Source organism: Micrococcus porci (assembly GCF_020097155.1).
GTDB lineage: Bacteria > Actinomycetota > Actinomycetes > Actinomycetales > Micrococcaceae > Micrococcus > Micrococcus porci.
Genome location: NZ_CP083691.1, coordinates 1699890 through 1720717, shown reverse-complemented (window position 1 = coordinate 1720717; position 20828 = coordinate 1699890). Strand labels below are relative to the sequence as shown.

General features: G+C 75.8%; 18 protein-coding genes. 15 read left to right on the top strand and 3 right to left on the bottom strand.

What is annotated here, in order from left to right; all coding sequences use genetic code 11:
* The first annotated feature begins 22 nt into the window (after nt 1-22).
* Entirely contained in the window at nt 23-1288 is a 1266-nt protein-coding gene (gene mshC, locus KW076_RS08130) for a cysteine--1-D-myo-inosityl 2-amino-2-deoxy-alpha-D-glucopyranoside ligase (protein WP_224354874.1), read from the top strand.
* 69 nt (nt 1289-1357) lie between these two features.
* On the opposite strand, the gene KW076_RS08125 is transcribed toward mshC, so the two are convergent.
* Nucleotides 1358-2329, bottom strand: coding sequence for a proteasome assembly chaperone family protein (locus KW076_RS08125; protein ID WP_224354873.1), 972 nt, complete (start codon nt 2327-2329; stop codon nt 1358-1360).
* Between the two features lie 71 nt (nt 2330-2400).
* Here KW076_RS08125 and KW076_RS08120 point away from each other — a divergent pair, with 71 nt between their 5' ends.
* The 5 genes from KW076_RS08120 to dop are packed head-to-tail and all read left to right on the top strand — an operon-like array spanning nt 2401 to nt 8917.
* A complete protein-coding gene (locus KW076_RS08120) occupies nt 2401-3102 on the top strand; it encodes an HAD family hydrolase (protein ID WP_224354872.1) in 702 nt (233 codons plus the stop codon).
* Nucleotides 3099-4283, top strand: a complete 1185-nt coding sequence (locus KW076_RS08115) for a site-2 protease family protein (RefSeq protein ID WP_224354871.1) — start codon at nt 3099-3101, stop codon at nt 4281-4283. The genes KW076_RS08120 and KW076_RS08115 overlap by 4 nt, the downstream gene beginning before the upstream one ends.
* Nucleotides 4280-5398 (top strand): tRNA (adenine-N1)-methyltransferase, encoded by a 1119-nt coding sequence (locus KW076_RS08110; protein WP_224354870.1) that lies wholly within the window; start codon nt 4280-4282, stop codon nt 5396-5398. The genes KW076_RS08115 and KW076_RS08110 overlap by 4 nt, the downstream gene beginning before the upstream one ends.
* Before the next feature lie 25 nt (nt 5399-5423).
* Nucleotides 5424-7187, top strand: a complete 1764-nt coding sequence (gene arc / locus KW076_RS08105) for a proteasome ATPase (RefSeq protein WP_224354869.1) — start codon at nt 5424-5426, stop codon at nt 7185-7187.
* On the top strand, nt 7184-8917 hold the full coding sequence (gene dop / locus KW076_RS08100; RefSeq protein ID WP_224354868.1) for a depupylase/deamidase Dop: 1734 nt from the start codon (nt 7184-7186) through the stop codon (nt 8915-8917). Before arc ends, dop begins: the two co-directional genes overlap by 4 nt.
* 11 nt (nt 8918-8928) lie before the next feature.
* On the opposite strand, the gene KW076_RS08095 is transcribed toward dop, so the two are convergent.
* Together KW076_RS08095 and KW076_RS08090 are read right to left on the bottom strand one after the other, a co-directional pair.
* Nucleotides 8929-9522 carry a cyclodeaminase/cyclohydrolase family protein gene (locus KW076_RS08095; protein ID WP_224354867.1) on the bottom strand — a complete coding sequence of 198 codons (594 nt, stop codon included), beginning with the start codon at nt 9520-9522 and terminating at the stop codon, nt 8929-8931.
* A 52-nt stretch (nt 9523-9574) separates the two neighbouring features.
* Nucleotides 9575-10042: a pyrimidine dimer DNA glycosylase/endonuclease V gene (locus KW076_RS08090; protein WP_224354866.1), complete on the bottom strand. Its 468-nt coding sequence runs from the start codon at nt 10040-10042 to the stop codon at nt 9575-9577.
* A 94-nt stretch (nt 10043-10136) separates the two neighbouring features.
* Between KW076_RS08090 and KW076_RS08085 the strand changes: the two genes are divergently transcribed.
* The 9 genes from KW076_RS08085 (at nt 10137) to KW076_RS08045 (ending at nt 20750) form a co-directional block, all read left to right on the top strand.
* Complete coding sequence (locus tag KW076_RS08085; protein WP_224354865.1) at nt 10137-10325, top strand: ubiquitin-like protein Pup; 189 nt, start codon at nt 10137-10139, stop codon at nt 10323-10325.
* Nucleotides 10322-11710, top strand: a complete 1389-nt coding sequence (gene pafA / locus KW076_RS08080) for a Pup--protein ligase (RefSeq protein ID WP_224354864.1) — start codon at nt 10322-10324, stop codon at nt 11708-11710. Before KW076_RS08085 ends, pafA begins: the two co-directional genes overlap by 4 nt.
* Nucleotides 11711-11762: 52 nt before the next feature.
* Nucleotides 11763-12875 carry an FKBP-type peptidyl-prolyl cis-trans isomerase gene (locus KW076_RS08075; protein WP_224354863.1) on the top strand — a complete coding sequence of 371 codons (1113 nt, stop codon included), beginning with the start codon at nt 11763-11765 and terminating at the stop codon, nt 12873-12875.
* Between the two features lie 38 nt (nt 12876-12913).
* Nucleotides 12914-13309, top strand: a complete 396-nt coding sequence (locus KW076_RS08070; RefSeq protein WP_224354862.1) for an FKBP-type peptidyl-prolyl cis-trans isomerase — start codon at nt 12914-12916, stop codon at nt 13307-13309.
* A 16-nt stretch (nt 13310-13325) separates the two neighbouring features.
* Complete coding sequence (locus KW076_RS08065; RefSeq protein ID WP_224354861.1) at nt 13326-15407, top strand: helix-turn-helix transcriptional regulator; 2082 nt, start codon at nt 13326-13328, stop codon at nt 15405-15407.
* Nucleotides 15408-15439: 32 nt separating this feature from the next.
* Entirely contained in the window at nt 15440-15706 is a 267-nt protein-coding gene (gene tatA, locus KW076_RS08060; RefSeq protein ID WP_224354860.1) for a Sec-independent protein translocase subunit TatA, read from the top strand.
* Between the two features lie 7 nt (nt 15707-15713).
* Nucleotides 15714-16577 (top strand): twin-arginine translocase subunit TatC, encoded by an 864-nt coding sequence (gene tatC, locus KW076_RS08055; RefSeq protein WP_224354859.1) that lies wholly within the window; start codon nt 15714-15716, stop codon nt 16575-16577.
* Between the two features lie 100 nt (nt 16578-16677).
* Nucleotides 16678-19689, top strand: coding sequence for a DEAD/DEAH box helicase (locus KW076_RS08050; protein ID WP_224354858.1), 3012 nt, complete (start codon nt 16678-16680; stop codon nt 19687-19689).
* Nucleotides 19686-20750 carry an amidohydrolase family protein gene (locus tag KW076_RS08045; protein WP_224354857.1) on the top strand — a complete coding sequence of 355 codons (1065 nt, stop codon included), beginning with the start codon at nt 19686-19688 and terminating at the stop codon, nt 20748-20750. Before KW076_RS08050 ends, KW076_RS08045 begins: the two co-directional genes overlap by 4 nt.
* The last annotated feature ends 78 nt before the right edge of the window (nt 20751-20828 follow it).

The following is a 20828-nucleotide window of genomic DNA, read 5'->3' as shown; positions in this document are numbered from 1 at the left end:
GTCGTCCCCCACGAGGAGCACCGTGAAGTCCTGGAGCACCCCCGCCCCACGCGCCCTGCCCGTCCAGCCCGACCGCCTGCGCGTCTTCGACACCGCCACGCAGGCCCTGCGCCACCCGGGCAACGACGCCCGGACGGCGTCGCTCTACGTCTGCGGCATCACCCCCTACGACGCGACGCACCTGGGCCACGCCACCACGTACGTCTCCTTCGACCTGCTGCAGCGCTACTGGCGCGCCGCGGGCCTGGAGGTGGCCTACACGCAGAACGTGACCGACGTCGACGACCCGCTGCTGGAGCGGGCCGAGGCGACGGGCGTGGACTGGCGCGAGCTGGCCCGCGAGCAGACCGACCTGTTCCGCTCGGACATGGAGGCCCTGAACGTCTTCGCCCCGGACCACTACGTCGGCGCCACCGAGGCGATCGACCTCGTCGTCCGCGCCGTGGAGGCCATGCTGGAGGGCGGCACCGCGTATCGCGTGCCGGGCACGGATGGCGAGCCCGACGGCGACGTCTACTTCGACTCCGCGGCCGCCCAGGCCCGCGGCGGCTGGACGCTCGGCTCCGTCAGCGCGATGGACCGGGCGCAGATGGAGGAGGTGTTCCCGGAGCGGGGCGGGGACCCCGGCCGCCCCGGCAAGCGAGACCCCCTCGACCCGCTGCTGTGGCGCGTGCATCGCGAGGGCGAGCCCGCCTGGGACGGCGGGGCGCTCGGCTCCGGTCGCCCGGGCTGGCACATCGAGTGCTCCGCGATCGCGCGCGAGCACCTGCCTGCGCCGTTCACCGTGCAGGGCGGCGGCTCGGACCTGCGCTTCCCGCACCACGAGTTCTCCGCCGCCCACGCCACCGCCGTGGACGGCCGTCCCCTGGCCCACACGTTCCTGCACTCGGGGATGGTGGCCCTGGACGGGCAGAAGATGTCCAAGTCCCTGGGCAACCTCGAGCTCGTCTCCCGCCTGCGCGCCCGGGGCGTGGAGCCGGTGGCCATCCGCGCGGCCATCCTGGACCGCCACTACCGCTCCGACTGGGAGTGGTCCGAGGACCTCCTCACGGCGGCCGAGGAGCGCGTGGCCCGCTGGCGGTCCGCCCTCGACGGCCCCCACGCCGATGCCGGCGCCGCCGTCCTGGCGGCCGCGCACACCGCCCTCTCCGAGGACCTCGACGCCCCCGCCGCCCTGCGCGTGCTCGACGCCTGGGCCGACGGCACCCTCGACGGGCTCTCCACCACGGCCGAGCCCCTGCCGGTGGCCGACGTCGTCGACGCCCTGCTCGGACTGCGCCTGCGCTGAGCCGACAGCGCCGGGCGACCGTCCCGGGGCCCGGGGCGGGAGAGACCCGCACCGAGGTCGGCGCGGCGGTCAGTCACGGCCGCGGCCCCGCAGGTAGCGCTCGAACTCGCGCGCGATGGCCTCGCCCGAGGCCTCGGGCAGCTCCTGCGCGTCCTGGCTCTCCTCGAGCCGGCGCACGTAGGACGCCACCTCCGGGTCCTCGCGGGCCAGCTCGTCCACGCCGCGCTGCCAGGCCTGGGCGTCGTCCCGCAACGCGTGGGTGAGCAGCTCCACGTGCAGCAGGTCCTCCACGGCCTCCACCAGGCCCAGCAGGGTCTTGGGCGAGGGCGCCTGCGCCACGTAGTGCGGTACCGCCCCCCACAGGGACAGAGACGCGGTGCCCCGCCGGGCCGCCTCGTCCGTCACGACCCCGACGATGCCCGTGGGCCCCTCGTAGGCGGGCAGGCCGGCGTCGACGGCGACGCGGACCGCCACGAGCGGCGACGTCGGCCGGGCCCGCAGCGGGCGGCTGTGGGGCACGTCCGCCAGCAGCGCCCCGAGGGTCAGGACGGCGTCCACGCCCTCCGCCTCGGCCCAGCGCAGCAGCTCCTCCACGTAGGCGCGCCAGCGCACGTTCGGCTCGACGCCGGAGGCGAGGAGGACCCGCAGGCCGTCGGCCGGGACCGCCTCGCCGTCCGGGACGGGGGCGCCGTGCGCGTCCAGCCGGGCCTCGTGGACGCGCAGGGCCGGCCACTCGAGCGTGCCGAGCCCGTCGGCGTCGCGGTGCACCACGGGACGGGTCACCTGGTAGTCGTAGTACTCCCCGTCGCAGACGACGCCGGCCGGGGCGGCCTCCCACTGGGCGCTCAGCTCGGCGAGGGCGCCGGTCGCGGCCTCCCCGGCGTCGTTCCACCCCTCGAACGCCAGCAGCAGGACGGCGGGCGGGCGGGAGCCGTCCTCCACCTCCGGGACGGTGGCGGTGAGGTGCGCGCGCAGGGCGCCGAGCCGGTCCTCCGGGGAGGGGGCGCCGTCCAGGGATCCGGGGTCCGTCTGTTCGTCCATGGGCCCACCCTAGGCACGCCGCGGCGCCCGTGGTCACCTCCCGCCTTCCGGGGCCTCGATAGGATGCCAGCATGCCCCGCACCCCCGCCGCGCCCGCGCCCGTCCTGCCCGCCGCCCTGCTGTGGGACATGGACGGGACCCTCGTGGACACCGAGCCGCTGTGGAACGCGGTCCAGCGGCGCCTCGTGGAGGAGCACGGCGGGACGTGGTCCGACGGGCTCGCGGCCTCCCTGGTGGGGCGCCCCCTCGACGAGGGCGCGCGCTCGCTCCGGGCCGCCGGCCTGCGCATGGAGGTGCCGGAGATCATCGAGGCCACCATGGCGGAGGTCGCCCGCGGTGTGGAGGCCGCCACCCCGTGGCGCCCGGGGGCCCTCGAGCTGCTCACCGCGCAGGCCGAGGCCGGCGTCCCCGGCGCGCTGGTGACCATGTCCCACGCGCCGCTGGCCCGCGTCCTGGCGGAGCGGGCCCCCGCCGGTGCCCTGCGGGTGGTCGTGACGGGCGACCGCGTGAGCCGCGGCAAGCCGGACCCGGAGGCCTACCTCCTGGCGCTGGAGGAGCTGTCCGCGCACGTCCCTGGGCTGCGCGCGGAGGACTGCGTGGCCGTGGAGGACTCCCCGGTCGGCGTGGCGGCCGCCGTCGCCGCCGGCCTCCCCACCGTGGGCGTGCCCAGCGTGCTGCCCCTGCCCGAGGGGGCGGCCACCGTCCAGTGGGGCACCCTCGCCGGTCGCGGCCTGGCCGACCTCGCCGCGGTGCGGCCCGGCGCCGCCGGATGAGCGGCCCGCGCGCCCTGACCCTCGGCCGGATCGCCGGCGCCCCCGTCCGGCTCTCGCCCGCGTGGGTCGCCGTGGCCGGTGCGGTCGTCCTGCTGTTCGGTCCGCAGGTCGCCCGCGCCCTCCCGGGCCTCGGAGGGGCGGCCTGGCTGGTGGCCCTGGGCTATGCCGCGCTGCTCGCCCTGTCGGTCCTGGTCCACGAGGCCGCCCACGCGGTGGCCGGGCGGGCCTTCGGCCAGCGCCCGCAGGAGATCGTGCTGACCCTCTGGGGCGGGCACACGCAGTTCGCGGCTCCGCAGGCGACGCCCGTGGGCACCGTGGTGACCGCGCTGGCCGGCCCCGCGGCCAACGTCGTCCTCGCCGGGCTCGCCTGGGCCCTGGGCGCCGCAGCCGACGCGCGGGGCGTTCCCGGTCTGCTCGTCGACGCCACCGTCTGGGCCAACCTGCTGCTGGCCGGCTTCAACGCCCTGCCCGGTGCGCCGCTGGACGGCGGCCGCATGGTGGAGTCCGCCGTGTGGGCGGCCACGGGCTCCCGGGACCGGGGGGTGGCCGCCGCCGGCTGGACTGGTCGGCTGATCGCCGCGGCACTCGTCATCGGCTGGGTGGCCGTGCCGCTGGTGCGCGGGGAGCGCCCCGGCCTGGTCGTGTCCCTGCTGCTCGTCTGGGTGGCCGTGACCCTGTGGCGCGGCGCCTCCGAGTCGGTCGAGCGCGGCCGCTGGGGCCGCCGCCTGGCCGGGGTGCGGCTGGCGGACCTCGCGATCCCCGCCCTCGCCGTCCCCGTGGACGCCGACGCCTCCGCGGTGCTGGCGGGCGTCCCCGCGGGCCTCGCCGTCGTGGCCGTGGACGAGGCCGGCCGCCCCGTCGGCGTGCTGGACCGCGCCGCCCTCGACGGGGCCGCCGCCAGCGCCCGCGTCCCCGTGGCCGCCGCCTGCCGGGCCGTGGCGCCGCACGCCGTGCTGGCCGCGGACTCCCTGCCCCCGTCCGGGGGCGCCCTCGTGGCGTCCCTGGCCACGGCCGCCGAGTCCGCGGCGGACCCCCGCCCGGGGGTCCCCGGGCTCGACTCGACCCCCGTGTGGGTGCTCACGGACGGCCACGGCGCCGTCCGCTCGGTGCTGCCCCGCGAGAGAATCCTGACCGCGCTCGCCACCGCGAGCCGCCCCGACCCCGAGGAGCCCCGTCCATGAGCGACGCCACCGCACCGGAGACCCCCGCCGCCCCGACGACCCCCGACACCGCCGCGCCGGCGGGCCGCCCCGCGGGCGTCACGGCTCGCCGCGGCCCCCTGCGCGCCGGCCAGCGCGTGCAGATCAAGGACGCCAAGGGCCGCCTCAACACGATCACGCTGCTGCCCGGCGGCGAGTTCCACAGCTACCAGGGCGTCCTGCGCCACGACGACCTCATCGGCGGGCCCGAGGGCATCGTCGTGCAGAACTCGTCGGGCCACGCCTACCAGGTCCTGCGCCCGCTGCTGAACGACTTCGTGCTCTCCATGCCCCGCGGCGCCACGGTGGTGTACCCCAAGGACGCCGGGCAGATCGTGCAGCAGGCGGACATCTTCCCGGGCGCCGTCGTGGTCGAGGCCGGCGTGGGCTCGGGCGCGCTGTCCATGTCCCTGCTGCGCGCGGTGGGCGACGCCGGCCGACTGCACTCCTACGAGCGCCGCGCGGAGTTCGCGGAGATCGCCCGCGGCAACGTCGAGTCCTTCTTCGGCGGCGTGCACCCGGCCTGGAGCATCCACCTCGGCGACGCTCAGGAGGAGATGCCCAAGGTCCACGAGCCGCACTCCGTGGACCGCGTCGTCCTGGACATGCTCGCTCCTTGGGAGTGCCTCGACGCCGTCGCCACCGTGCTCGCCCCCGGCGGCGTGTGGCTCAACTACGTGGCCACCGCCACCCAGCTCTCCCGCGTGGCCGAGGCCATCCGCGCGTCCGGGAAGTTCACCCAGATCGAGGCCACCGAGACCCTCGTGCGCGGCTGGCACCTGGACGGGCTGGCCGTCCGCCCGGACCATCGGATGGTGGCCCACACCGGCTTCCTGCTCACCGCCCGCCGGCTGGCGGCGGGGGAGGACGCGCTCGTCATGAAGAAGCGGCTGAAGGTCTCCGAGTTCACGACGGAGGACGTCGAGGCCTGGACGCCGTCGGACGGAGCGCGCTGGACGCCGCAGGCCCTGGGCGAGCGCACCGTCACGGACAAGAAGGCCCGCAAGGCCGCGAAGGAGGCCCGTCTGACCGCGCGTCGGGCGCGGGCCGCCCTGGAGGGCCGGGACCCGCGCACCGTGGGCCAGGACAAGGACTGAGCACGACGACCGAGGAGGACGGCACATGACCGAGGACGACACCCAGGACCGGGCGGGCGTGCTGCCCGCGGGCGACGACGCCCGCCGCCTCGCCGAGGCGCGCGAGCTGCTGCGGCAGTCCCAGGCGGAGGCCGAGCGGCTCCGCCACCAGCTCGCGTCGGCGCAGCGGCACGGCGCGCAGCTCTCGGAGCGGCGCCGCGCGGCGCAGGCGCAGCTCGACGTCGCGGCGCGCAACAACCGTCGCATGGTCGAGCTGCTGGAGGCCACCCGCACGGAGATGACCTCCCTCAAGGAGGCCCTCGACGACACGACCAAGGCCCCGTTCACCTTCGCGCGGCTCGAGGCCGTGCACGCCGCCCGTGCCCCCCGCGAGGGGGTGGAGACGGGCGCGGTGGTGCGCGCCGGGGCGGACGTGGTCCAGAACGGGCGGCGCCTGCGCGTGGCCGTCTCTCCGCTGCTGGATGCGGCGGCGCTCACGGCGGGCGCCGAGGTGCTGCTGGACGAGTCCAGCACCATCGTGGGCGAGGTCGAGCACTCCGTCTCCGGACAGCTGCTGCGCGTGAAGGAGTCCCTGCCCGACGGCTCGCTCGTCCTCGCCGGCGCCGCGGACGAGGAGCGTGTGGTGCGCCGGGCCCCGGCCCTGGCCGGCGAGGTCCTGCGCCACGGAGACGCGGTCACGGTGGACCCGCGGCTCGAGTGGGCGCTGGCGCGCGTGGAGCTGTCCGAGGTGGACGACGTCCTCCTCGAGGAGGTCCCGGACGTCACCTTCGACGACATCGGCGGCCTGGGTCCGCAGATCGAGCGGATCCGCGAGGCCGTGGAGGTGCCGTTCCTCCACCCCGACCTCTACCGCGAGCACGGGCTCCGCGCGCCGAAGGGCATCATGCTCTACGGCCCGCCCGGCACGGGCAAGACGATGCTGGCCAAGGCCGTGGCCAACGCCCTCTCCGCGCGCTCCGCCGAGGGCGGGCGCTCGTTCTTCCTCAACATCAAGGGTCCCGAGCTGCTGAACAAGTACGTCGGCGAGACGGAGCGGCAGATCCGCATCATCTTCCAGCGCGCCCGGGAGCACGCCGCCGCGGGCTCGCCCGTCGTCGTGTTCTTCGACGAGATGGAGTCCCTGTTCCGCACCCGCGGCTCCGGCGTGTCCTCCGACGTGGAGACGACGATCGTGCCGCAGCTGCTCGCCGAGATCGACGGCGTCGAATCCCTGGACAACGTGATCGTGATCGGCGCGTCGAACCGCGAGGACATGATCGACCCGGCCGTGCTGCGCGCCGGCCGCCTCGACGTGAAGATCCGCGTGGACCGGCCCGACGCGCGGGGTGCCGTGGACATCATGGCGCGCCATCTCGACGAGGAGGTCCCCCTGCACGTGGACGAGGTGAGGGACGCCGGCTCCGCCGAGCAGGCCCGCGAGGAGCTCATCGGCGCCGCCGTCACGGCGCTGTACGAGCGCTCCCCGCGCACCGCGCTGGCCGAGCTCACGGACATCACCGGGGCGACGAGCACGCTGCACCTGGCCGACCTGGTCTCCGGGGCCGTCGTGGCGGACGTGGTGGACCGGGCCAAGCGCGCCGCCGTGCGGGACCTGCTGGCCGCGGACCTCGACCCGGCCGCCCGCGGCCTGCGCACCCGCCACCTGCTGGACGCGGTGGACGCCGTCCTCGCGGACCAGGCGGACCTGCTCGGCACCGTGGCCCCGGGCGAGTGGGCGCGCACCTCCGGCTGGCGCGGGCCGCGGCTGGCCGAGCTGCGCATGCTCCCCGGCGCCGGGGGCCGGCCGTGAGCGCCCCCGGGTCGATGCCGGGGGGCATCGGCGGGGCGCCGGAGGCGGTGGCCGGCACCCCGGCCTTCGCGGGTCAGCGCCGGCTGTTCCCCGCGGACCTCACCGCCCCGCCGGGCGGCCGCGACGCCGCCGGCTGGGGCGTGCACCGCGTCATGGGCACCGAGTCCGAGTTCGGGATCCACGCTCCGGCCAACCCGGGGGCCCACCACAGCGTGCTGTCCGTCGAGCTGGTGAACTCCTACGCGGACCTGATCACGCACTCCGGCGGGGCCGTCGCCGGGACGGAGTGGGACTACGCGGGGGAGTCGCCCCTCGTGGACGCCCGCGGCTGGCGCATGCCGCGCTCGGCGGCCCACCCCTCGCAGCTGACGGACCAGGCCCTCGTCGGGCCGGACGGAGAGCCGGTGCACCTGCTGCTGTCCACGGTGCTGCCCAACGGCGCCCGCTGGTACGTGGACCACGCCCACCCGGAGTACTCGTCCCCCGAGGTGGCCTCGCCGCGGGAGGCCGTGGTGTGGGACGCCGCGGGGGACCGGGTCGCGCAGGCCGCGGCCGAGCACATCGCCGCCGCCGAGGGTGCCCCGGAGGTCCTGGTCTACAAGAACAACACGGACGGCAAGGGCCAGTCCTACGGCAGCCACGAGAACTACCTCGTCGCGCGCGCCCTGCCGTTCGACGAGCTCGCCGAGGTCCTGCTGCCGTTCTTCGCGGCCCGTCAGGTCCTGGTGGGCGCCGGCCGCGTGGGCGTGGGCCTGCGCGGGGAGCGCCCGGGATTCCAGCTCTCCCAGCGGGCGGACTTCTTCGAGGAGCAGGTGGGGCTGGAGACCACCATCCGGCGGCCGATCGTCAACACCCGCGATGAGCCCCATGCCCGCGGCGACGCCTACCGGCGCCTGCACGTGATCATCGGAGACGCGAACCTCAGCCAGCACGCCACCTGGCTGCGGATGGGCATGACGGCCCTGGTCCTCGCCCTGGCCGAGGCCGGCACGGCACCGCGCATCGTCCTGGACGACCCCGTGGCCGCGCTCCAGACGATCAGCCACGACCCGACCCTGCGGGCGGCCGTGCCGGGCCGCGAGCGCGGCGCCGACGGCGTGTGGACCCGGCGCGAGTGGACCGGCCTGCAGATCCTGGGCGCCTACCTGGACGCGGCGCGGGAGCACTGCGCGCGCTGCGGCGTGGACGACGCCGAGACCGCCGCCGTCCTGGACGCGTGGGGGACCGACCTGGCCGACGCCGCCGCGGACCCGCTCGCGCTGGCCGACCGCGCGGACTGGGCCGCGAAGCTGCGCGTCCTCGAGGGCCTACGCGCCCGCGGCGGGCTCGACTGGTCGGACCCGCGCCTGGCCATGGTCGACCTGCAGTACGCGGACCTGCGTCCGGCGAAGTCCCTGCATCGGCGGCTCGTGGCGGCCGGGGCGATGCGCGTACTGGTCGAGGACGCCGAAGTGGAGGCCGCCGTCGTCGCCCCGCCGCGGAGCACCCGCGCGTGGACGCGCGGGAACCTGGTGCGCCACCACGCCCGGCAGGTGTCGGGCGCCGCGTGGGACTCCGTCCTTGTCCGGGCCGCCGAGGAGGCCCCTCTGCACCGGCTGCGCCTCGAGGAGCCGCTGGTCGGCGCGGCCGAGGACCTGCCCGGCTGGTGGGACGACACCCCCGGCAGCGCGGCGCCCGCGCCGGAGCCGAACGAGCTGGTCACCCGGCTGGGGGAGCTGCTCCGGCGCTGAGGCGGGTCCTCTCAGCGGGCGATCCGCTCCCGCACCCGTGCCGCGAGCGCGTCGATGCGTGAGGTGAGCTCGTCGGCCCGGGCGATCTCGGCGCGCAGCTCGGCCCCCAGCTGCTCGTCGTGGAGCGGGGAGAGGTTCGTCAGCAGTGTCACGACGGCGGCGCCCGCCCCCGCCCGGGCGCATCCCAGGGCGGCGCCGACGTCGGAGAGCACGTGGGGGTTGGCGTCGTCGAGGACACGCTCGGCGAGGCCCACCGTCCGGTCGACGGCATCCACGATGGCGCGCGGCGGCCGGACGGCCTGGTCGAGCGCGGCCTGGACGGCCGCGGAGCGGCGGGCGCGGGCCGCGTCGCCGTCCTTCGGGAGGGTGTAGGCGTCGGCGACGGCCGCGAAGCCCTCCTCGTCCTCGTCGGAGATCGCCAGGCTGTCGCGGATCACGCGCTCGCACTCGACCGCGACCTCCTCGCGCCCAGAGAAGCGGGCGGCCATGGCGACCAGCCCCGCGCCCTGGGCGACGACGAGCGCCCCGGTGGCCCCGCCCCCGGGCGTGGGCTCCCCTGAGGCCAGGCGGGTCAGGTGGTCCTCGACGGTCTCGTGGCGGATCATGCGCCCATCCTGGCAGGTCAGGACGGCGGGGCAGAGGGCGGGGCGCCCCCGGTCAGGGGCGCTCCCAGGACGCGATCGGCCCGTCGACCACCTCGAACAGGGGGTGCACGTCCGGCGTCTGAACGTCGGCCCAGCGCTCCAGCCACCCGGGGCTGCGGGCCGCGAGCTTGGCGCGCAGGTGCCCCCACTCGTGGGCCACCTGGCCGGTCGTGACCTCGATCGGCGCGATGCGGAACGGCAGGACCAGCTCACCGGCGCCGTCCGCGGGCAGGAGGGGGCGGTCGATCTTCGAGACGTCGAAGCGGTAGCCGCGGGCGGACGCCTCGAGCGCGATCCCGGAGAGGAACGCCCCGATGGCCGCGGCCGGATCGCCATGGCCGCGGAAGCGCTCCAGCTGCGGGTGGTCGCGGTAGCCCTTCGTCCGGCGCGCGAGGACGGCCTGGGCGAGGAGCGCCTCACGCCACCCGCCGGTCAGGCCCTGGCGGTCGAGGTGGCGGGGGTGCAGGGTCCAGAGGCGCATCCCCCCATCGTGCCAGCCCGGCCCCGACGCCGCGCGCCGCGGACGGCGTAGGCTCGGAGCGGAGGACCACATCCGCGACCCGAAGGAGCCCGACATGGCCCAGGAGCAGATCCGACCCCGCCCCGCAGGCGGCCCGGAGGACGAGGGCGCCGCCGCCCAGGCGCAGGCGAAGGCCGCCCCGCAGGACACCGGCCTGGATGGCCTGCTGGACGAGATCGACTCCGTGCTGGAGTCCAACGCGGAGGAGTTCGTCAAGGGCTTCGTGCAGAAGGGCGGCCAGTGACCACGGACGCCCGCCGCATCTTCGGGCTGGAGACGGAGTACGGCGTCCAGCACTGGAACCCGCAGGCCCGCCCACTCAGCCCGGAGGAGGTGGTGCGCTACCTCTTCCGCCCCGTGCTCGAGTGGGGCCGCTCCTCCAACGTGTTCGTGCGCAACGGCTCCCGCCTCTACCTCGACGTCGGCTCGCACCCGGAGTACGCCACCGCGGAGTGCTCGACGCTGGACGAGCTGATCGCCTCCGACGCCGCCGGCGACCTCATGCTGCTGGACCTCATCGCCCGGGCCGAGGAGGCCATGGCGGCGGACGGCATCGGCGGCCGGATCTACCTGTACCGCAACAACGCGGACTCCTCGGGCAGCTCGTACGGCTCGCACGAGAACTACCTGCTGCGCCGCCGCACCGAGTACCGCCGCCTCACCGAGGCGCTCGTCCCGTTCCTGGTGTCGCGACAGATCCTCGTCGGCGCCGGGCGCGTGATCCCCGCCGGCGTCTGGCCGGAGGGGGAGGGGCGCGCGCACTTCGCGTTCTCCCAGCGGGCGGACTTCGTGCAGGAGGGCGTGTCGTCGTCGACCACCCGGTCCCGGCCCATCATCAACACCCGGGACGAACCGCACGCCGACGCGTCGGAGTACCGGCGGCTGCACGTGATCGTGGGGGACACGAACCTCTCCGAGGCCACCACGCTGCTGCGCTTCGGGGCCACCGACCTGATGCTCCGCATGATCGAGGCGGGCTACCCCCTCGGCGACCACCGCGTGGCCCACCCGACCCTCGCGATCCGGCAGATCTCCCACGACCTCACCGGCACCGTACGCGTGAACCTGCGCGAGGGCACGGCCTCCGCCCTCGACCTGCAGGACCACTACCTCTCCCGGGCCCGCGCGTTCGTGGCGTCCGAGGGGGCGCACCACGATCGGGTCGAGGACGTCCTGGACCTGTGGGGCACGGTGGTCGACGCCGTCCGATCCCAGGACTTCGGGCCGATCGAGGAGACGATCGACTGGGCGATCAAGCTGAAGCTGCTGCGGGGCTACCGCGATCGCTACGGGCTGGACTGGGACGCGCCGCGCCTGGCGCAGCTGGACCTGGCGTTCCACGACATCGCGCCGGGGCGCGGCCTGTTCCCCCTGCTGCGCGAGCGCGGCGGGGTCCGCCGAGTGCTCCCGGAGGGGGCCGCCCGGGCCGCGGTCGACGCCGCCCCGCCCAGCACGCGCGCCACGGTGCGTGCCGAGTTCATCGCCCGCGCCCGCGCGGCGGGGATGGACTACGCGGTGGACTGGACGACGCTCAAGCTGAACGACCACCCGATCCACGCGATCTCCACGAAGGACCCGTTCAGCACGGATGCGACGCCGGTGGACCGCCTGTTCGAGCGGGTGGGCTGAGCGGGCGCGTCGGCCGGGCGCACGTCCAGGGTGCGCCGCTAGGGTGGGGCGCATGAACCGTGCCCCGTCCTCCGCGGCCGCCCCGCGCCGCCGCCGTCCCCGCACCGCCCTGTCCCTGAGCCTGGCCGGGCTGCTGCTGGCCACCGCCTGCGGGGCGGGCGAGTCGTCGGACGGCTCGTCGTCCCCGGCGTCCGCCTCGTCCTCCGCCGCGGCGCAGGGATCCGAGGCCACGTCCTCCTCCGCCGCCCCCGTCGAATACGGGGATCCGGCCGCCCTCGACGGCCTGACGTTCACGGTGGGCGCCGACGGCACCCCCTCCGCGACGGTGGGGAAGGCCATCGAGTCGGACAAGGCCGTCGTGAAGACCCTGACGAAGGGCACCGGCGCCACGCCGAAGGCGGGCGACGTGCTGCGCCTATCGACGGCCCTGCTGGACCCGGCGACGGGCAAGGTCCTCAACGAGAACTTCACCACGCAGCCGGAGATGGTGGCCGTGGGCTCGGACCCGGCGTCCATGAACCCCTACGTGCACAAGGCCGTCTACGGCGCGCCCGTCGGCTCGGACGTGGCCGTCTACCTCCCGGCTCCGTCCTCCTCGGCCTCCGCGCCGTCGGGGACCGAGGCCGCCCCCGCCCAGCTCGCGGTCTTCCGGGTGCAGGGCGTCGCCGAGCAGCTCCCGCAGGCCGACGAGCGGCTTCCGAAGGTCTCGGTCGACCCCGCCACCGGACGGCCGAGCATCGAGAAGCCCACCGGCTCGGCGCCGGAGGAGCTCGTCGTCGAGCCGCTGATCCAGGGCGAGGGCCCCGAGGTGGAGGACACCGACACCGTCGCCGTCCAGTACCAGGGTGTGACGTGGTCGGACGGATCCACCTTCGACTCCTCCTACGAGCGCGGCACCCCGGCCACGTTCTCCCTCGACCAGGTCATCGCCGGCTGGAAGGAGGGACTGGCGGGCCAGAAGGTCGGCTCCCGCGTGCTCATCTCCGTGCCCTCGGAGAAGGCGTACGGCGCCGAGGGCACCCCCGACGGGAGCATCGGCAAGGACGAGGACCTGCTGTTCGTCGTCGACATCCTCGCGGCTCAGCCCGCCGCGGCGTCGTCCCCGGCCGCCCCGTCCGGCTCGACGGCCCCGTCCGGCTCGTCCTCGGCGAGCCCCTCGAACTGACCACCCGACCCACCCACCCCACACCAGAGGAGAACACCGTGTCCTTCGGACAGCGCGACTACGACCGCACCAAGCCCGAGATCGACTTCCCCGGCGACACCCCGCCCACCGAGCTCGTCGTCGAGGACCTGATCGAGGGCTCCGGACCCGCCGTGGAGCCGGGCTCCCGCGTGCAGGTGCACTACGTGGGCGTGGCCTGGTCCACCGGCGAGGAGTTCGACGCCTCGTGGAACCGCGGCACCCCGCTGCCCCTCACCGTGGGCATCGGCCAGGTCATCGCCGGCTGGGACCAGGGCCTGCTGGGCATGAAGGTCGGCGGACGTCGCCGCCTGGAGATCCCGCCGCACCTCGGCTACGGGGCGCGCGGGGCCGGCTCGGCCATCGGTCCGAACGAGACCCTCATCTTCGTCTGCGACCTCGTCTCGGTCGACTGACCGGCCCGCGTCCGTCGTGAGCGCACACGGGTCCACGGCCGAGCCGGCCGAGCGGATCATCTCCCTGCTGTGGCTCCTGCTCCACGAGCCGCTCGGCTACACCCGGGAGCAGATCCGCCGGCTCGTCGTCGGCTACGAGGGGCTCACGGACGGCGCGTTCGAGAAGCTCTTCCAGCGGGACCGCCGCGCCCTCCGGGCCGTGGGGGTCCCGCTGGAGACCGTCGGCGACCCCGACGACGAGGCCGGCCCGCGCCTCCGCGTCGACCGGGACGCCCTGCTCCTGCAGGACGTGGACTTCACGGTGGACGAGCGCCGCGCCCTCGTGCGCGCCCGGCGCCTCTGGGGGGATTCACCCCTGCGGGACGACGTCGTCCGCGCCGTCGGCGTCCTGTTCCACCCCGGCGAGGTCGGCGGCGACGACGCCCTCGAGGGCTTCCGCACCGTCATGCCGCGCACGGACCCACGCGTCGCCGCCCTCAGCGAGGCCGCCGCGGAGCAGTCCGTGGTGCGGTTCTCCTACCGCGACGCCGCCGGCGCCCTCACCGAGCGCACCGTGCGGGCCTGGCTCCTCACCCTGGTGCGCGGCCGCTGGTACCTGACCGGCTGGGACGCCGACCGTGCCGCGGAGCGCTCCTTCCGGCTCACCCGCATGGAGTCGGATCCCGTGGTCCTGGACGCCGGGGCGGCCAGCCCGGCGGGGGAGGCGCCCACCCTGCCCGCGGGCCACGACCACGCCGCGCTGCGCGCCCGCCTGGCCGGCCGCGCCGAGGCGGAGACGGTCCGCGTCTGGCTGGCCCCCGGCCGCGGCCAGGGGTTCCGCGTGGCAGGCCGCCCGGTTCCGGCCACGGCGGCGGACGGCCCCGCCCCCGGTCCGGACTGGGAGCTCTGGGAGTGCCCCTCCGGCCCGAGCGAGGACGGCGCCGTGGCCGAGGCGGCGGTGGCCGTGGGCCAGGTCCTCTTCTCCACGGTCGAGGCGGCCGCCGGGCGGGCCCTGGCCGCCGATCTGGCGGCCGCCGCGGCGGTCCACGCCGGGGACCCGGACCCCGCCTGGCGCGACGTCCCGCTGACGGCGCCCACCCGGCGGCGCTCCCGGGCCTCGAGCGAGGACCTGGTCGGCCGCCTGCTGGACATCGTGGGGCTCGCCAACCGCGCCGAGGGCATCGGCCGGGACGAGCTGCAGGAGCGCCTGGGCGTGACCGCCCGCGAGCTGGACGCCGACCTGGAGGTCCTGCGCTACTGCGGGATGCCCGAGCGGGAGTTCCCCGGGTTCCAGTTCGACGTGGAGGACGAGGGCGGACGGGTGCGCGTCCACCAGTCCTCCGAGCTGGCCGGCCCCGTCCGGTTGACCCTGCCCGAGGCCCACGCCCTGGTGGCCGCCCTGCAGACCGTGGCCGAGATGACCGTGCTGACCCCCGAGGACCGGGAGGCCGCGCGCTCGGCGCAGCGGCGCATCCGAGCCTCCCTCGCCGACGCCGGACAGTCGCACGCGGGCTCCGCGGACGCCGAAGCCCCCCGCGACGGGACGGGGAAGGAGCCCGGCGCCGTCGTCGCCCACTGGGACGTGGTGGCCGACCCGGACACGGTGCGCACCCTGCTGGACGCCGTCGCCGAGCGCGCCGTGGTGCACCTGCGCTACCACGGGGTGCGCTCCGACGCCGTCACGGAGCGGGACGTCGAGCCGCTGGCCGTCGTCCAGGACCGCACGCGCCTGTACCTGCAGGCCTGGTGCCGGCGGGCGGGCGGGCCGCGGGTGTTCCGCGTCGACCGGATCGGCGCGCTGCACCGCACGGGGGAGACCTTCCGGGCACGACGAGTCCCGGCGTGGGACCCGCGCCCTGCCGGTGACGGCGTCGAGGCCGTCGTCCGCTGGGCCCACGAGGTGCGGGACGCCGCCGACGCCTACGCCCCCGCCGCGGCCGCCACCCTGGACTCCGGAGACCGCCTCACCCGGGTTCTCCTCGCCGACGACGACGCTGCCGTGGGCCTGGCCGCGCGGCACGGCGGGCGGGTCGAGATCCTGGCCCCGGCCGCCCTGCGCGGGGCCGTGCGCGGGCGCCTCGAGGCCGCGGCCCGCCGGGCCGCGGGCGCGGTAGCCTAGGAACCAGTTCACCCGTCGAAAGGACTCCGCCCATGCGGTTCACCCCGACCCACCTGATCGTCCTGATCATCGTCGTGCTGCTGCTGTTCGCGGCCCCCAAGTTGCCGGCCCTGGCCCGCAACCTGGGGCAGTCCATGCGCATCTTCTCCTCCGAGGTCAAGCAGATGAAGGAGGAGAACACCACCAAGAAGGCGGAGGGCGCCGCCACGGCGGACGCCCCTTCCCAGGGCGCCGGCTCCACCGCCGCCGAGCCCGTCGAGGGCCGCGTGGTGGACCGCGACGTGCGCGACGACCGCTGAGCGACCGGTGACCTCGGTCGACGAGGAGGCCGCCGGCGCCCGAGGGCGCCGCAAGGGCCGCAAGCCGAAGAACCCGAACGGCGAGATGCCGCTGCGCGAGCACCTCAAGGAGCTCCGCGACCGGCTCATCAAGTCGGTCCTGGCCGTCGTGCTGGGCGCGGTGGCGGGTTTCGCGCTGTACAAGCCGGTCATGGAGGTGCTCACCCGCCCCATGGTGGAGGCGCGTGAGCGCGGGGTGAACGCCGCCCTGGCGTTCGACACCGTGAGCTCGCCGTTCGACATGATGCTCAAGGTCGCGCTGTTCATCGGCATCGTGGTGTCCAGCCCGGTCTGGCTCTACCAGGCCTGGGCGTTCGTGGTGCCAGGCCTGACGAAGAGCGAGAAGAAGTACGCCGTGGGATTCCTCGGCACCGCCATCCCGCTGTTCCTCGCGGGCCTGTACCTCGCGTGGCTCGTCCACCCTCAGGCGGTGCAGTTCTTCATCGGCTTCACCTTCGACGGCACCGCGGCCCTGCCGACGGCGTCCAACTTCCTCACCTTCTCCATCACCCTGTTCCTGGTGTTCGGGGTGTCCATGGTGCTCCCCGTGTTCCTGGTGGGCCTCAACCTGCTCGGCGTGCTCCCGGCGACGACGATCCTGAAGCACTGGCGGATCGTCGTGTTCCTCGTGGCGCTGATCGCCGCCATGGCCGCCCCCGGCTCCGACGTCATCTCGATGTTCTACCTGGCCGGGCCGCTGCTGCTGCTGTTCGGCATCTCGATCCTCGTCTGCTGGCTGAACGACCGCCGTCGGGCCCGGAGGAGCCGTGACACGGCCGAGGACCTGGAGGCGGAGATCGCGGCAGGACCGCGCTCGCTCGACGAGCTCTGACGTCGCGCGCCTCCCCACGCAGGCCCCGTCCCCGCCCGGGACGGGGCCTGCGGCGTCCCACGGGCGCAACGGCGTCCGGCTCGGACCGTAGGCTGACCGCATGGCCCCGCACACGCATCACGACCTGCCGCCCGAGGAGCCCGCGCTCTCGCCCGCCGAGCGCTTCGCCCGCTCCCGCGCGTCGGCCTCCCGCCCCGGCACCGAGCTGAGCCGGTTCGCCGCCCGGCTGGGCTTCCCCCTGGACGAGTTCCAGCTGGAGGCCTGCCGCGAGGTGGAGGCCGGGCACGGTGTCCTCGTGGCCGCGCCCACGGGTGCGGGCAAGACCGTCGTGGGGGAGTTCGCGGTCCACCTGGGGCTGGCCCGCGGTCGCAAGGCCTTCTACACGACGCCGATCAAGGCGCTCTCCAACCAGAAGTACGCGGACCTCGCGGCCGTGCACGGCGCCGACCGGGTCGGCCTGCTCACGGGCGACACGTCCGTGAACCCAGACGCCCCCGTGTTGGTGATGACCACCGAGGTGCTCCGCAACATGCTCTACGCGGACTCCGAGGCCCTCACCGACCTCGGGTTCGTGGTGATGGACGAGGTCCACTACCTCGCCGACCGGTTCCGCGGACCGGTGTGGGAGGAGGTGATCATCCACCTGCCCGAGCACGTGCAGCTGATCTCCCTCTCCGCCACGGTGTCCAACGCGGAGGAGTTCGGCGCCTGGCTGGACACGGTGCGCGGGGCCACCACGGTGGTCGTCTCCGAGCACCGGCCCGTGCCGCTGTGGCAGCACGTCATGGCCGGTGGCCGGCTCTACGACCTGTTCGCCGAGGACGTGGCCTTCGAGGCCGCGGCGGACGCCGACGGCACGCCCCTGCTCAACCCCGAGCTGCAGCGGATGGCCCAGGAGGCCTCCCGCCGCGTCGAGCGCCCCGACTGGGGCAGGACCGGCCACCGCGGACGGGGGCGCGGCGGGCCCGGCGGCCGCGGTGCCGGACGAGGTCGCGGGAAGGGGGGCCCGCGTGGAGGACGGGAGGGTGCGTCGTCGGGGTGGGACCGCGAGCGCCCGCACCGCGCCGACGCCTCCCCGGGGGACGGGGAGCGGCGCGCGCTGGGGCTGTCCACGTCCCGGCCGGAGATGATCCGCGCCCTGGACCGCGAGGGCCTGCTGCCCTGCATCACCTTCATCTTCTCCCGCGCCGGCTGCGACGGCGCGGTCGAACAGTGCCTCCGGGCGGGACTCGACCTCACCGACCGCCGGGAGAAGGCGCTGATCGCCGAGCGCGTCGAACAGGCTGCGGCGGCGCTCCCTCCGGAGGACCTCGAGATCCTGGGGTTCTGGGCCTGGCGTGACGGCCTGTCCCGTGGGTTCGCCGCCCACCACGCCGGCATGCTCCCGCCGTTCAAGGAGGCCGTCGAGGACCTCTTCGCCGCCGGGGCCCTCAAGGCGGTCTTCGCCACGGAGACCCTCGCGCTCGGCGTGAACATGCCCGCACGCTCCGTGGTGCTGGAGAAGCTGGTGAAGTTCAACGGCGAGTCCCACGTGGACGTGACGCCGGGGGAGTACACCCAGCTGACGGGCCGCGCCGGCCGCCGCGGCATCGACGTCGAGGGCCACGCCGTGGTGCTCTGGCGTCCGGGGCTGGACCCGTCCGCCGTGGCCGCCCTGGCCTCGCGCCGCACGTATCCGCTGCGCTCGTCCTTCCGCCCCACGTACAACATGTCGGTGAACCTGCTCGCGCAGGTCGGAGCGGAGCGCGCACGGGGGATCCTCGAGTCCTCGTTCGCGCAGTTCCAGGCGGACCGGTCCGTCGTCGGCCTGGCCCGAGAGGTGCGGGCCAAGCAGTCCAGCCTGGAGAAGTACGCCGACGCCATGGCCTGCGACCGCGGGGACTTCGCCGAGTACCTCTCCCTCCGCAAGGAGCTGGCCGCCGCGGAGAAGTCCGGCTCCCGCGGCCGCCGCCGGGAGCACCTGCGGGCCGTCAAGGAGTCCCTCGCGGACCTGGCGGTCGGCGACGTCGTCGAGCTCCACGACGGGCGGGCGCTCGGCCGTGTGGTCGTCGTCGCGGCCGCGGGCAATCCGCAGAACCCCCGGGTCGCCGTGGTGACGGACAAGGCCCAGCTGCGCAAGGTCGCCGTGGAGGACCTGGTGGACCCCGTCGAGCCCGTGGCCGGCGCCGCGCTGCCCCAGACCGTCCAGGTCAAGACCCCCTCGCAGCGCAAGGACGTGGCCGCCGCCATGCGGGAGGCCGTGCGGGCCCATCGCCCCCCGACGGGCGGGACGCGCCGGGGCACCGGCTTCCGGCTGCGCGAGGAGGTCGCCTCCCCGCGCCTGGAGGAGCTGCGCCGTGCCCTGCAGGCTCACCCGTGCCACGCCTGCCCGGACCGCGAGGACCACGCACGCTGGGGCGAGCGGTGGTGGGACATGCGGCGCGAGGTCTCGCTGCTGCGGGAGCGCATCGCCGGACGGACCAACACCATCGCCCGCACGTTCGACCGCGTCGTCGAGCTCCTCGGTCGGCTGGGCTACGTCGGGGACGACCCGGACGCCCCGTCCCGCGCGCTGACGGAGCGGGGCCAGACCCTGCGCCGGATCTACGGCGAGCGGGACCTGCTCACCTCGCTGGTGCTCCACGACCCCAGCACCCGATCCCTGACGCCGGAGGAGTGGGCCTGCGTTGCCGCCCTGCTCGTCTACCAGGGCAAGGGCGACACGCAGGGCCTGCCGGTGGCCATGCCCACCGCGCGACTGCAGGCCCTGGCGGAGGCCGTGGACCGGATCGAAGGCGGGCTCCGCGAAGACGAGACGGCCGCGCGCCTGGAGCCCACGCCTCCCACCGACCCCGGGCTCGTGGCGCCCCTGCATCGCTGGGTGCGGGGCGCCTCCCTGCGGGACTCCCTGCATGGGGCGGACCTCGCCCCGGGCGACTTCGTGCGGTGGGCCCGGCAGGTCATCGACGTCCTCGGCCAGATCGCCCAGGTGCCCGGCGACGCCCGGCGCACCCGTGCCTGCCGCAAGGCCGCCGATCTCGTGGGCCGCGGCGTCGTCGCGGCGTCCCTGCCGGCCGCCGCCGCGGGTGCGGACGGCGTGGAGGGGGAGGAGCCGGATAGGGTGGATCGGTGAGCTCCACCCTGTTCCTCAACGGCATCGTCCACTCCGCCTCCGATCCGTACGCCACCGCCGCGCTCGTCTCCGACGGCGTGGTGGCCTGGCTCGGGGACGACTCCTCGGCCGACCGCGTCGCGGACCCCGATGTCCCCCGCGTCGACCTCGCCGGCGCCGTCCTGGCCCCGGCGTTCGTCGAGCCCGGCGGGCCCTCCGTCGACCCCGCGCAGGCACTGCGACACGGCGTCGCGATCGTGACCGTCCTCGCCGAGCCCGGTCAAACCGCACAGGCTCTCCAGGCCGCCGCGGATCCGGCGCTGCAGACCGTCGTCTACCGCGCCGCGGACACGGTGGACGCGGAGGCGGCCGGCGTGTGGCTGCCGGCCGAGGGCGAAGCCCTGGCCGCGCTCGTCGTCGCCTCCACCCGCGCCGGCGAGCAGGTCCACCTCGTCCCCCCAGCGGGCGGCGACCCCTCCGAGGGCCAGGCCGCCGCTCTGGCCGCGCTCCGTTCCGCGGCGGAGGAGCTCGGCGCCCCCGCCCTGGGCCGCGTGCGGCACCGGGTGGTCCTCACGGCCCCGATCACCGCGGAGGACCGCGCCCTCCTCGCCGCGATCTCCGCCTCCGTGACGGTCGGCCCCGAGGCGGACGGCCTGCTCCGCGCCCCGCTGGGCACGCTCCTCGCCGAGGGCGTGCCGGTGTGCCTGTCCACGGCGGGCGAGGCCGGGCCCTGGGCCGCCGTGCGCGCCGCGCTGTCCCACCCGGACGAGGCGGAGCGCATCTCCGCCCGCTCGGCGTTCACCGCCGCCACCCGCACACCCCTGCGGGTGCTGCCGGACGCGCCCGGCGCCACGGTCCAGGCCGCACCGCGGCTGACGGTGTCCGCGCCCGCGACGTTCGCCGTCTGGGAGGCGGACGCGGTGGCCGTGCAGTCCCCGGACGGCCGGGTCGCAGCCTGGTCCACGGACACCCGCGCCGGGACGCCGCTGCTGCCCGCCCTCGACGCCGAGACCGCCCTGCCCCGCTGGCGGGCGACCTGGGTGGACGGCCGCCCCGCCGCCGTCGAGGTCGCGGACGCCTGAGCCCGCCCGCGCGCCCCGGACGCGGGCGGGCCGGAGGGTTCCTATACTCGAACGGATGCCAACGAGCCCCGTCAGGCG